The organism is Deinococcus roseus (genome assembly GCF_014646895.1).
Lineage (GTDB): Bacteria > Deinococcota > Deinococci > Deinococcales > Deinococcaceae > Deinococcus_C > Deinococcus_C roseus.
In genome coordinates, this window is sequence record NZ_BMOD01000002.1 from 240,968 (window position 1) to 253,824 (window position 12,857).

A 12,857-nucleotide genomic window follows, 5' to 3' on the forward strand; every position below is an offset into this window, starting at 1 on the left:
TATGCCGACTTTCCAGTATAAGGTACGCTCAGGCAGTGGACAGGTCATCACCTCCACCATTGAGGCGGAAACCATCGACCAGGTACGCAACGCGCTGCGTCAACGCGGCTTTTTCATTGTGGACATCAAGGCTCCTGCCACGGGCCTCAATGCAGACATCAAAATCCCAGGCCTGGAACGGGCTCCCAGCCTCAAAGATGTGGCGATTTTCGCTCGGCAAATGGCCACCATGATTCAGGCCGGTGTGCCCCTGATTCAGGCCCTGGTGATCCTGCAGAAACAAACCGAGAACAAGGGCATGCAGGAAGTCATCCGCAAGGTCCGTTCTGAAGTGGAGAGTGGTCTGTCCTTCTCTGAAGCACTGGCCAAATACCCCAAGGTGTTCAACCGGCTGTTTCTGAACCTGGTGCGTTCCGGTGAGGTGTCCGGTAACCTGGAAGTGGTGCTGGACCGGGTCAGCGGTTTCTACGAAAAAGAACTGGAGCTGCGGGGCAAAATCAAGAATGCCCTGACCTATCCAGCCATCGTGCTGACCTTTGCCATCGGGATCACCTATTTCCTGCTGACCACCATTGTTCCGCAATTCGCCAGCATCCTGACCCAGCTTGGCGCAGAACAACCCCCGCTCACCAAAGCACTGGTGGCCATCTCTGAGTTTTTGCAGCACCAGCTCTGGTTGCTCATCCTGATCGTTGCAGCAGCCGTGGTGGCATTCCGCATGTATTACCAGACCAAACAGGGCCGATGGAACATCGACACCATCAAACTGAAAATCCCGGTGTTTGGCACCCTGGCAAAGCGTTCCACCATTGCCACCTTCTCTCGCACCTTCGGTTTGCTGCTGTCCAGTGGGGTCAACATCATCGAGTCGCTGGACATCACCAAAGGCACTGCCAACAACGTGATTGTGGAGTCCTCGATTTCCAACGCCCAGCTGAGTGTGATGTCCGGGGATCCCATGTCCAACGCCCTGGCCACCTCTCCGGTCTTCCCTCCCATGGTGATCTCCATGATCAGCATCGGTGAGGAAGCAGGTGCGCTGGACCAGATGCTCAACAAGATCGCGGACTACTACGACCGTGAAGTCGAAGAAGCCATCAACTCGCTGACGGCAGCCATCGAGCCCATCATGATCGTGGTGCTCGGGGGCATCGTGGGTTGCATCGTGGCGGGGATGTTCCTGCCCATGTTCTCCATCATCAACGCCCTCAGCAAATAAACCCCAGCCAAAACCTTTCAAAGCAGAAGACCAGGACGCTGTCCTGGTCTTTTTGTTCAGCCCTGATGCTGGTTCTGGGTGGGAGGATCTGCAACATCCCCCTCTGGCCTGGACAGAGGGCTGACGGTCACACGGTTCTTGCCTGTGCGTTTGGAGTGGTACAGGGCTTCATCTGCAGCGTGAACCATCTGCTCGGGGCCCTCAACTTTGAAGTTGTTGGCGACCCCCAGGCTGAGCGTCACTTTCAAATCTGCATGCACCTGTTGCCAGGGGTGATTGGCCACCGTGCTGCGGATGCGTTCGGCCACCATGGTGGCATTGTGCAGGCTGGTGTGGGGCATCACCACCACAAATTCTTCACCCCCATAGCGGGCCACCACATCGCTGGTGCGCAGGGCCTGCAGCAGCAATTCGGCCAGTTTTTTCAGCACCACATCTCCAGTCTGGTGTGAAAAGCGGTCGTTGATGCCCTTGAAATTGTCGATGTCCATGATCAGCACGCTGAATTCCTGTTCCTGTTGCCGCATGGTCTGGAAGGTTTTTTCGCAGCATTCGTTGAGGTAACGCCGGTTGTACACCCCGGTCAGGCCGTCTTTTTCGGTGAGTTCCCGCATGTGCTGGTTGGCTTCTTCCAGCTGGCTTTTTTTCTCCAGCAGGGCCTGCACTTCTTCCATGCGTTCCATCACCAGCTGTTCAAGCTGTGCGCTGCGCAGGCGTTCCAGTTCTGTTTCGTGCTGGGTGCGTTCCAGTTTGCGCTGGTAGGCCAGCACTTCCATTTGCCTGCTGGCTTCTTCGCTGCGCACCTCGCGGTCCAGATGGTAAAGAGCCTCCAGGTGCTGCAGGGCTTCAGGATAGCGTTCCATTTGCTTGAACACCCGCACCAGGACATCCAGGGCATCCAGCAGGTTCTCTTTGAAACCCAGTTCTTCAAAGCCTGCTCTTGCAGCCTGCAGGTGCAGCAAGGCATCTGCAAAATGGCCCTGGGCCAGCCGAATTTCTCCCAGGGTCAAGCAGGCATGGCAGATGGCTTCTTCGTTGTGCAACATCTGGGCGGTTTGCAGTGCCTGCAAACCACAGGCATGGGCCTCTGAGAACCGTCCCTCTTTCAGCAGGTAACGGGCCAGATAATCTTGCACTGAAGCCTGCTGGTTGACATTGGGATGCTGCTGCAGCAACATCTGTGCTTCCAGCAGGTGTTGCATTCCCTGTTGCAACATTTGCTTGCGGTCTGTTTCGCTGGGCTGGGTGTCGGCGGCATTGAGCAGCAAACTGGCCTGATTGATCAACACCAGACAGAGTTCTGGAGGGTTGTTGAGTTCTCTTTGCAGGGCCTCTGCTTCCTGAAAAAGGTCTCTGGCCTCCTGGTGTTTCTGCTGTTGTTGCAGCAGCAAAGCCAGGTTGTTGAGCAGTTTTCCCCGGTACACCTGATCCTGGGCCAGGGTGGCCACTTCCAGGGCCTGGTTGTAATATTTGCAGGCCAGCGGCAAATCCCCCAGAATCTGATGGATGCCGCCCAGCACATTCAGGGTTCTGCGCCTTTCCAGCAGGCTGGCCTGTGCCAGCACATCATGGTGCTCCATCAGCAGTTCCAGAGCGGGGTACATCTGCTGTCCCTGAAACAGCAGGGTGGCCAGGTTGTTGAGGGCCAGGGGCAGATCCTGGAGTTGTCCTTGCTGCTGAATTCGCTTCACCACATCACGGGCCAGATCAACAGCAGGCTGGCTGAACAGGCCCGTCTGGATTTGTCGGCTGGCAATGCTCAGGGCACATGAAATCCAGTCTTCAGGCAGGGTCAGGGTGTCCAGGTGTTGAAGCAGCACTGCGGTGGACTCGCGCTCTGTCATGGTTTCCATTGTGCCATGCGGGTCCCTGCTGAATCCTGAAAGACCCTGATCTACAGTTCGCTCACAGGCACAAACCGCACACCATCCCCTGCAGCAAGCACGGCAGGAGGGTTTCTGTGGGCGTCAAACAACCTGAAGGCTGTGCGACCAATGATCTGCCAGCCTCCTGGCAGATCCAGCGGATAAATTCCAGTTTGTTTTCCAGCCAGCCCCACACTTCCTGCAGGAACCTTCAGGCGAGGGATGGCTTTGCGGGGCACCTTCAGGCGGTCATCCAGCCCACTCAGGTAAGGAAAACCAGGCATGAAACCCAGCATCTGCACCGTGTAGATGGGGGTGCTGTGCAGTTCAATCACCTGTGCCTCCGTGAGGTTCACGTGGAAAGCCACTTCAGGCAGGTCCAGGGCGTACTGTGGGGCATAACACACCGGAATGTCCACCACCCGGGGTGCAGGCAGCGGGGTGGTGGACAGGTCTGCCAGCCGTGCTGCAATGGCTTCTCGCATGACCTGAAAACCTCCAGCATAAAACACCGTGAGGGTCAGGTAGGCAGGCACGCATTCCTGAAACCCTGCAGGCGGATCCTGTTGCAACAGCATCTGCAAGGCCCGGATCTGCCCTGTGACTGCAGCAGAAGGCTGGTCTGCGAAATACACTTCCAGCACCTGTTCTGCCAGGCGCGTGATCTGCACTTCAGGTGGGGATTCTGGCGGCATTCAGACGTACCAGTGCATCACCAGGGCCACCACAATCCCACAGGTGATGAAGGGAGCCAGCGGAAGCTGCTTTTCCTTGAACACCACACGGGACAGCAGACCAAAGAAAATGCCCGTGACAGCCATCACGATCATGCCCTTCCAGAGCCCGGTGATGCCCAGAAAAGCACCCATCACGGCGGCCAGCATCACATCACCAAAACCCACAGCAATGGGGTCAAACTGGTCATCATCGATGAGTTCGCGGGTGGACCAGTACAGGGCCTGGGCCAGCACCGCAATGCCTGCAGAAGTCAGGGCATTCAGCACCGTCTGGGGGTGGGTAAAATAATTGTTTTCCAGCGAGAGCACCACCACCACCAGCAGGGCAGGCAGGGTCAGGAAGTCGGGAATGCGCACCACCCGTTTGAAGATCAGGTTCAGGGCCACCAGCAGCACCACGGCACCGGCACCCCACCAGACCCCAAAAGCTGCGCCAACCACAGCAGCCACGTTGACGGTCATGAAACCAATGGGGTGTTCGGGGAAACGGGGCTCTTTGAAGGCCCGCATCACCCAGCTTCCGTAATTGTTGGCCAGCACAAAACCCCCTGCCCCCAGACACATGGCCTGCAATGCATTCAGGACCGAGGGGAAGTGCAGGGCAGGATAAAGCACCCCTCCCAGGCAAACGGTCAGCAGTCCCAGAGGAACCAGCAGCAGGACCTGTTTGAATTCGATGGTTCGGGTTTCGAAGTCAATCACAGCAAAAACCACCAGGGTGGCGACAATCAGGCAGGAAAGCAAAGTCACCACGGGATAGAGCGTGATGGGAAAGGCATATCCCACGGCAGCGAAACCCAGCGCAGTGATGAGTTCCACCCAGAAATACCTTGGAGCAATGCGTTTCTGGCAATGGGCACATTTTCTGTCCAGGGTGAAATAAGACACCAGGGGAAGCTGCTCATTCAGGCTGAGGGGGTGTTTGCAGCTTTCGTGCATGCAATGCGAAGGACCGTTTAAAGCCAGACCTCTGGGAAGACGGAAGATCAGGCGGTTGAGCCAGCCACTGACCAGGGCTCCCAGCACAAAAAACAAAACAGCATGGATGTATGGCATTCTGCAGACATTGTACCCACATTGGCCGCAGGACCCCTGCTGTCCATCTGTTTTGCGCCAATTCTTGGTTTTTTTTCAGCTGAAGGGCATACAATACCCCTGTTATGATTGATCGCCTCATCGGAAAAACCCCGATCCTGCAGCTGGGCCACCATGTCACCGAAGAGATGGCAGAGGTGCATGTCAAACTGGAAGGCCTGAACCCCGGAGGGTCCATCAAGGACCGCACGGCACTGGGCATGGTGCTGGATGCCGAAGAAAAAGGCTGGTTGCAGCCCGGAGGGCACATTGTGGAGCCCACCAGTGGCAACACTGGCATTGGTCTGGCCCAGGTGGCCGCCTCCAGAGGATACCGCCTGACCCTGACCATGCCTGCCCAGATGTCCGAGGAACGCAAGCGCACCCTGAGGGCTTATGGTGCTGAACTGGTGTTGACCCCTGCTGAACTGCGCATGCACGGGTCCATTCAGGAGGCCGAGCGCATTGCCCGGGAAACCGGGGCCTGGATGCCCAACCAGTTCAACAATCCAGCCAATCCTTTGACCCATTACCGCACCACCGGGCCTGAAATCTGGTCGCAGATGGAAGGGCGCATTGATGCTTTTGTGTACGGTTCGGGCACCGGGGGCACCATCATGGGCACTGGACGGTTCCTGAAAGAGCAGAATCCTGATTTGCTGCTGATTGCCGCAGAACCTGCCCGCAGCAATGTGCTCTCTGGCGGGGAACGCGGAGAACATGGGTTTCAGGGGATGGGTCCAGGCTTCATTCCGGGCAACATGGATCTGTCTCTGCTGGACGACATCATCCAGGTGTGGGAGGAAGACGCTTTCCCACTGGCCCGTGAACTGGCCCAGCATGAAGGGCTTTTTGTGGGCATGTCCTCTGGAGGGATGGTGCTGGCTGCGCTGGAGGTGGCAAAACGTCTGGGTCCAGGGAAACGGGTGGTCACCATTGCCTGTGACACCGGGGCGCGTTACCTCAGCACGGTGCTGTTTTCGGATGCTGGAGACACCCCTGCAGGCTACAAACCCCACAGCCGGGAGAAGCTGTAAGCAGGCCGCAACGTTGTAAACGTTATCCAGCGAGGGCTGCTGCAACCTGAAATATTGATTAAGAAGGTATATTTACAGTAAAGCTGTCCAGCTGAGTGTTTTTCAGATGTTCACACATCAGGCTGGAGTGATTTACACATCTTGCTGTATAGATCCCATTGAAACCGCTTCCAACGAAGTTGTATACTAAACTCAGTTCGGTACCCTGCTTAGCATCTTCTCCAATGTGCTGACTTCTTCTCCAACATCTTGCCAACTTCCTGCATCATCCTGCTGACAACAACCTCACGTACCGACCAAGCAATCCCCCCAATCGGGGGGCTTCTTTTTGCTGTCTGGTTTCACCCCCCACCTTGCAGCGAACGCTTCTTATATCATCGTAGGCATGACTGTTTCCAGCACCTCCCAACCCTTTCTTTCTGGCACCCTCGGCATCATTGGGGCCATGGATGAAGAGATTCACCAGCTCACAGCAGATCTGCTGGACGGGCACACCTTCAGCCACCAGGGCAGCACCTTCCATCAGGGCAAGCTTTTTGGGCAGCAGGTGACCATCACCAAATGCGGCATCGGCAAGGTGAATGCCGCCATGACCACCCAGGCCCTGCTTTCACTGGGCGTGCAGAAGATCATTTTCACCGGCGTGGCCGGAGGGGTCACCCCGGGGCTTCAGGTCGGAGACATCGTGATCAGCACCGACCTGTTGCAGCACGATGTGGATGTCACCCCACTGGGCTACCAGATCGGATTGATCCCCGATGAGGAACTGAGCTGGACGGCCGATGCAGAACTGCAGGAACTGGCCCTGGAAAGCGCCCGTCAGATTGATGGCATCCATGCCATCTCAGGACGCATTGCCAGCGGAGACCAGTTCATTGCCAGCAAGGACAAGGTGCGCTGGCTCTACGACACCTTCCAGGTGGCTGCTGCTGAAATGGAAGGGGCCGCCGTGGCCCAGGTGGCCAGCAAATGGGGAATCCCCTTTGTGGTGATCCGCAGCCTCAGCGACACGGCAGACGGAGAAGCCAATGTGGATTACCGTTCTTTCATGCCTCTGGTGGCCATCCGGGCCAAGAGCGTGGTGCGGGGCATGCTTCAACGCATGTGAAACCCCAAATGCTGGTTTTCCTGCGAGGATTCTGTGTGCTGCTGGGCTTCGATGCCCTGGGAGAAAGCCTGGTGCAATGGCTGCACATGCCCATCCCGGGTCCGGTGCTGGGCATGTTGCTGCTGTGGGCTGCCCTCTCCCTGAACATCATCCGTGTGGAATGGGTGCAGCAAACCAGTGAGAAGATGCTTTCCATTCTGGGGTTGCTGTTTGTGCCCACAGGAGCAGGCATCGTGCTGTACCTGCAGTCCGGTCAGATCCTGCTGATGTTGCTGGTGGTGGTGACCCTGGTGCTGTTGCTGGCCTCCTGGGTGATGGCCCAGACCGTGGGCAAATCCCATGAATGAAGTGTCTTTGCTGGTCACCGTGCTGGGCTTTGTGATGGGGGCAGAACTGCAAAAACGGGTTCGGCACCCGCTGGTCAATCCCACCCTGATCAGCATTGTGTTGGTGGTGCTGTATCTGGGCCTGACCAGGCTGCCTTACCCAGACTACAACGTGCACACTGCAGGACTGCAATTTTTGCTGGGGCCTGCAGTGGTGGCCCTGGCTGTTCCCCTGCACCAGCAGCGCCACCTGCTGAAAACCCACCTGAAAACCATCCTGCTGGGGTTTTGCAGCGGAGGTCTCACCGCCCTCATGGTGTCTTTTCTGCTGGGAAAACTCTTGCACCTGCTTCCAGAGTTCCATCTGGCCCTCAGCACCATGAGCAGCACCTCCCCGATTTCTCTGGCAGTGGCCCAGAAGCAGGGATTTTCAGGCAGCCTCTCTGCCCTGCTCAGCATCTGGACCGGGATTCTGGGTGCCTTGCTGCTGCCAGCATGGCTTCACAAATTGGGGGTGCATTCTCCCCTGCTGAGGGGTCTCACGCTGGGCACCCTCTCACACGGCATTGGCACCGCCCGCATGGTGCAGGAAGGGGAACTGGCCACCGCCGCTGGCAGCCTGGGCATGGGTCTGAATGGTGCCCTGACCGCCTTGCTGGTGCCCCTGATCTGGCACTGGTTCAACTGAAGTTCAAAGCCTTTTTACAGAGCGGCGGATCACCAGTTCGGCTTCCAGGGTCGGGTGTTCTGCTTCCCGGCCTTCAATCAGGTCGATCACCATGCGGGCAGCCACACTGCCCATGTTGCGAATCGGCACCCGCACAGTGGTCAGGGTCGGATGCATGTACTGCGCAAACGAAATGTCATCGAAGCCCACCACCGAGACATCCTCGGGAATGCGTTTGTTGAATTCCCTGAGCGCCTGATACGCACCAATGGCCATCTGGTCATTGCTGCAGAACACGGCCGTGAAATCCACCCCCCGACCCAGCAGTTGCTGCACACTGCGGTATCCACCCTGTTCGGTGTAATCGGCATGAAAAACCAGACGCCCATCAAAAGGCACCCCTGCCTGAGAGAGTGCCCTTCTGTAGCCTCCCAGACGGGTTTCGGTGACATGCTGGCTGGCCTCTCCGGTGATGTGTGCAATCTGGCGGTGCCCGTTGTCCAGCAGGTACCGGGTGGCCAGAAAAGCCCCCACTTCATCGTCGATGGTCACGCAAGGATGGGCCTCGGTGCGTGGCTGTCCCAGCAGCACCACTGGCTTGTCCTGCGGATTGATCTCTGCGATGTCCTCTGGGCGCAAAGAATCCCCGTAATAGATCACACCGTCTGCATCGTTTTCCAGCAGGTAGGTGAGGGCATCGTGCTCACGGGCTTTCTGGGCCTGCTCACTGGAAATCACCAGCCGGAATGGGGTGTCTCGAATCACATCTTGCACCCCTTCCAGAAAACTGCAGAAGAAAGGACCCCCCAGCCAGGGAATCAAGACCCCCACTCCACCCAGCTGGTTTTTCACCAGGCCACGGGCCAGCAGGTTGGGCTGGTACTTCAGTTCTGCAGCAGCGTCCATCACGGCTTTGCGGGTTTCTTCAGAAATCGGGCCACTGGCATTCAGCACCCGTGAAACCGTGGAAACAGACACCCCGGCCAGGGCAGACACATCTTTGATGGTGATTCGGCGTTTTGACATCTCTTTTCCTTGCAGGTGGAGCAGTCTTTTGAAGCAGTCTTTTGAATCCGATTCTAGCAGCCCTGAAGCAACACCTCAGGGCAACATGGGATTGCGGGAGAAAAACCCGGCAGGTTCCAGCGTGAACCCCACCACATGGGTGTTCATGATGGGCCACTCTTCGGGCCTGGGAATGTGGGTGATGCCCAGCGTGTACCACAGCACCACATCCTGATTTTGCAGGGGTTCATCGTTCTGGATGTAGTCTTTGATGCCTCCCGGATCCGGGTTGTTGGTGGGGTACTCTCCGGCAGGATAACGTTCCAGCGCATTGAAGCGGGTGATCCACAGGCTGTGCTCCAGAAATCCTGCACGAACACGAATGGGGGCTTCTGGAGCAGCAATCAGGGGGGAACTTTTCCCTGGAACCAGCAGGTATCCGGTGGGAGCTCCCAGGCTGTTCTTGCGTGTACCCTGCACCACCCAGGCACGGGCTGTTGCACTGCTGGCATCGCGGACAGCATTCAGTTCGCTGCTCAGGGGTTCCAGCATGGCGTGCATGGCATTGCCATGAGGATTGGCCTGATCAGACATGTCCATCTGCATGTTCGCGTCAGCTTCAGGGTCGGTCATGTCCAGAGGCTCGGTGTTCAGTTCCAGTGGGGTGTTTTTCAGGCCATCCACATCCAGGTCCAGACGGAAACCAAAGAAATGCTGGTGGTGCAGGGCCAGCAGGTTGGGGGCCACTTTCATGCCAGAGTCTCCAGAATCTGACGTGCTGCTGTCTGCAATTCCACGGGTGGCCATGATGCCGGTCAGGCTGACCTCCACCTTGATTCTGCCGTCCTGCTGGAACACCCAGGTGAACAGGTAGTCGTAATTGCCCACCGTGGACACCGCAGAGAGGCACAGTTCTCTGGCCCGTCTGGAAATCACCTTGAGGTTGTCGGGATCCATGTGCCGGAACAGCAGACCACCATCCCGTTCATAGATGGCCACCACGTTTTTCATCACCAGTGGGTTTCCGGTCTGGGTGAACAGGGTTTCGTTTTTCAGCAGGGCGTGGTCAGGCACGTCCCCACCCAGGGTCAATGGGGAGGCCGTTGTGCCCAGACCGTACTCGGAGGCATCAAAAGGCTGCCGCCAGTCGTGGTTGGGGTTGGGATCTCCATAAGGCACCACCATTTCCGCCACCGATCCCCGGTACAGGACGGGCCGGAAGGTTTTGCCTTCCATCCAGCCAGCCTGATGGATCACCAGGCCCTCTCTGGCATTCAGGGAGTAGCTGAGTTTCCAGCGGTCCCAGCGCAATTCGTGGCCATCCAGGGTGAAGCTGCTCCCCGAGGGTTGCCTCACCACCAGGGGTTTCAGGTTGGAGGGGTCAGCACCCACCTCTCCTTTGCTTTTGGAGATGGGCACCACCCCGGAGTCCGTCACCGACAGCACTTTGCGGGCTGACACATCCACCCGGGCCAGCACCCCTTCGATGGGTCTGGCATAGCCGTTCCAGGCCCCTGCACGCAGGTAGGAGGTCACCACCATCACCCGTGCACCGTCCTCTCCCACCTCAAAGCGGCCCCCGGCGGTGTCCAGCATCACCTGGTTGGGAGCGATGCCCCGTTTGTGCATGGCTTCCAGCCAGCGGGGATCTTTCCCCACCAGTTGCTGGGCAATCACATAATCGTCCAGCATGAAACCGGGCTGCATGCCTGGCAGGGCCTTGAAATTCAGCAGGCTTTTTTTCTGCACATCCACAATGGCCTCGGTGGTAAGGTTCTGGCCCCGGTCATACATCACCACCCTGGCCTGTCTGCCGGTGGCTTTGCCCTGGTACACCAGGGTTTTGTCTGGTTCAGTAAGGGTGATCAGGGAAAAACGGGTGCTGGCAGAAGCCTTGCCCTGCGATTTCAAAACACCGACGGCCGTGGAAATTTCGCTGCCGGTCAGGGGCTCCAGCGGTCCAGCCGCCAGCGCCGTTCCCCACAGGGCACAATTCAAAACAAACATCATCCATAAAGGTCTGGGCATAACAGCAATCATATCGGGTGCAGAGCACAGCAGACGGCCTGAAACACCAACTGCTGAAACAGCCGCTGCTGGATGGAACATCCACTTGTTACCTGTCACCGGGGGATCACACTTCACCAAAGAACTGTGGGGAATGCTACGATGAAACCATCGTTCAGGGGAAAACCATTCAGGGAAAGCACCCATCCCCGAGAGCAAAAAGAGGTGGACATGCAGCTGGAATTTACCCCTTACATCCTCCCCTTTGTGGTCTCTCTGATCACCACTGTGGGTCTGGCGCTGTACGCCCTCCGGCACTACAATCCTGCAGCCCGGGTTTTTGTGCTGGTGATGACCGCCCTCAGCATCTGGACGTTCTGTTACATCATGGAGCTGTCCAGTGTCACGCTGGATGCAAAAATCCTGTGGGTGAAAATCAAATACCTGGGAAGCGCCACGGCTCCAGTGCTGTGGTTTGTGTTCTCGCTTTACATGACCAACAACCAGCAGCGGCTGAAAGGTCCCCTCAGCACCGTGCTGGCCACCGGGGTGATCCTCACCTGGGCGGTGGTGTTCAGCCACGGATTGCAAACCTGGATGTGGACCGACATCCGCCTGAAACCCGGTTTTCCCGAAACCGACTCGGACCACGGGTTTTTCTTCTGGATTTATGCGGTGCTGTGCTACGTGTGCATTCTGGCCAGTGTGGTGGTGTATTTCAATTTTTACCGCACCACCTCGCGGTTCTTCAAACAACAGGCCCAGTGGCTGCTTCTGGGTGGGTTCATTCCGCTGGGTGGCCGCATGACCGAGGACCTGCTGGGTCTGGACCTGATCCCCAAAGTGGATGAGGTGATTTTCTTCTTCCTGTTCTCGGGGATTTTCTTTGCACTGGCCCTCTTCCGGTATGGAGCGCTGAAACTGGTGCCCATTGCCCACCACCTGGTGGTCAAGAACATCAACGCCGCCATTGTGGTGCTGGACCTGATGGGCAGGATTGTGGACCTGAACCCTTACGCCCAGCGCATGCTGGGGCCTGAACAATCGGGCAGCATTGGCAAGACCCCCCAGGAAGTGCTGGGAGACCGCCTGAAACTGGCCACCTTTGAAGAAATCCCGCAGGAGCTCACCCTGATGCAGGGAGAGCGGGAAAGCTGCTTTTCGGTGCAGTACTCCCCCATCCGGGAGCAGCGTGGACAGGTGGCCGGACACGTGCTGGTGCTCTTTGACATCACCGAACGCAAGCAGGCCGAGATGCAACTCGCCCACATTGCCCGCACGGACGCCCTCACGCAGGTCACCAACCGCCGTTATTTTTATGAACTGGCCGAGCCCGAATTCAAACGCATCAATGGCACCGAAGGCAACCTGGGCGTGGTGATGCTGGATGTGGATTACTTCAAAAAAATCAACGACACCTATGGCCACCAGATTGGCGACGAGGTGCTCAAGCACGTGGCGAAAGTTTGCAAAAACAGCCTGAGAAGCACCGACCTGTTCGCCCGTTATGGTGGGGAGGAATTCATCTGCCTGGTCAGCGGTGGGAACGCCGAAGACACCCGCAGCATTGCCGAAAAACTCCGTCAGGCCCTGGCAGAAACCCCCCTGGAACTTCCAGAGCAAAACATCTCTGTCACTGCCAGTCTGGGCGTTGCCGTGCTGAACGGGGCTGCAAAATCCCTGGATGAACTGATTGGGAAAGCAGACGAAGCGCTTTACACCTCCAAAAAAGAGGGGCGCAACCGGGTGACTTTATCGACGGTGCTGGGAACGGCTGAGATCTACGGGTGAAACCCCTCAGAAATGACAGAC

Annotated in this window: 11 protein-coding genes; 6 read left to right on the forward strand and 5 right to left on the reverse strand. The window is 57.4% G+C overall.

Going from position 1 to position 12,857, the window contains the following annotated elements; translation table 11 throughout:
- Position 1: 1 nt before the first annotated feature.
- A complete protein-coding gene (pilC, locus tag IEY52_RS04160; RefSeq protein ID WP_189000283.1) occupies positions 2–1,219 on the forward strand; it encodes a type IV pilus assembly protein PilC in 1,218 nt (405 codons plus the stop codon).
- A 56-nt stretch (positions 1,220–1,275) separates the two neighbouring features.
- On the opposite strand, the gene IEY52_RS04165 is transcribed toward pilC, so the two are convergent.
- The 3 genes from IEY52_RS04165 to IEY52_RS04175 are packed head-to-tail and all read right to left on the reverse strand — an operon-like array spanning position 1,276 to position 4,877.
- A complete protein-coding gene (locus IEY52_RS04165) occupies positions 1,276–3,063 on the reverse strand; it encodes a GGDEF domain-containing protein (RefSeq protein ID WP_189000286.1) in 1,788 nt (595 codons plus the stop codon).
- 50 nt (positions 3,064–3,113) lie between these two features.
- Positions 3,114–3,779 (reverse strand): 5-oxoprolinase subunit PxpB, encoded by a 666-nt coding sequence (gene pxpB, locus IEY52_RS04170; RefSeq protein ID WP_189000289.1) that lies wholly within the window; start codon positions 3,777–3,779, stop codon positions 3,114–3,116.
- Positions 3,780–4,877 carry a prepilin peptidase gene (locus tag IEY52_RS04175; protein ID WP_189000293.1) on the reverse strand — a complete coding sequence of 366 codons (1,098 nt, stop codon included), beginning with the start codon at positions 4,875–4,877 and terminating at the stop codon, positions 3,780–3,782.
- A 104-nt stretch (positions 4,878–4,981) separates the two neighbouring features.
- Here IEY52_RS04175 and cysK point away from each other — a divergent pair, with 104 nt between their 5' ends.
- From cysK to IEY52_RS04195, 4 genes are all read left to right on the forward strand, one after another.
- On the forward strand, positions 4,982–5,932 hold the full coding sequence (gene cysK / locus IEY52_RS04180; RefSeq protein WP_189000296.1) for a cysteine synthase A: 951 nt from the start codon (positions 4,982–4,984) through the stop codon (positions 5,930–5,932).
- 385 nt (positions 5,933–6,317) lie between these two features.
- Positions 6,318–7,040 (forward strand): 5'-methylthioadenosine/adenosylhomocysteine nucleosidase, encoded by a 723-nt coding sequence (locus tag IEY52_RS04185; RefSeq protein WP_189000299.1) that lies wholly within the window; start codon positions 6,318–6,320, stop codon positions 7,038–7,040.
- Complete coding sequence (locus IEY52_RS04190) at positions 7,037–7,387, forward strand: CidA/LrgA family protein (protein ID WP_189000302.1); 351 nt, start codon at positions 7,037–7,039, stop codon at positions 7,385–7,387. The genes IEY52_RS04185 and IEY52_RS04190 overlap by 4 nt, the downstream gene beginning before the upstream one ends.
- A complete protein-coding gene (locus IEY52_RS04195; RefSeq protein WP_189000305.1) occupies positions 7,380–8,054 on the forward strand; it encodes an LrgB family protein in 675 nt (224 codons plus the stop codon). The genes IEY52_RS04190 and IEY52_RS04195 overlap by 8 nt, the downstream gene beginning before the upstream one ends.
- 3 nt (positions 8,055–8,057) lie before the next feature.
- Here the strand turns inward: IEY52_RS04195 and IEY52_RS04200 are convergent, their stop codons facing one another.
- Positions 8,058–9,059, reverse strand: a complete 1,002-nt coding sequence (locus tag IEY52_RS04200) for a LacI family DNA-binding transcriptional regulator (protein ID WP_189000308.1) — start codon at positions 9,057–9,059, stop codon at positions 8,058–8,060.
- Between the two features lie 75 nt (positions 9,060–9,134).
- Complete coding sequence (locus tag IEY52_RS04205) at positions 9,135–11,066, reverse strand: primary-amine oxidase (protein ID WP_189000311.1); 1,932 nt, start codon at positions 11,064–11,066, stop codon at positions 9,135–9,137.
- 210 nt (positions 11,067–11,276) lie between these two features.
- On the opposite strand from IEY52_RS04205, the gene IEY52_RS04210 reads away from it, so the two are divergent.
- On the forward strand, positions 11,277–12,836 hold the full coding sequence (locus IEY52_RS04210; protein ID WP_189000314.1) for a histidine kinase N-terminal 7TM domain-containing diguanylate cyclase: 1,560 nt from the start codon (positions 11,277–11,279) through the stop codon (positions 12,834–12,836).
- The last annotated feature ends 21 nt before the right edge of the window (positions 12,837–12,857 follow it).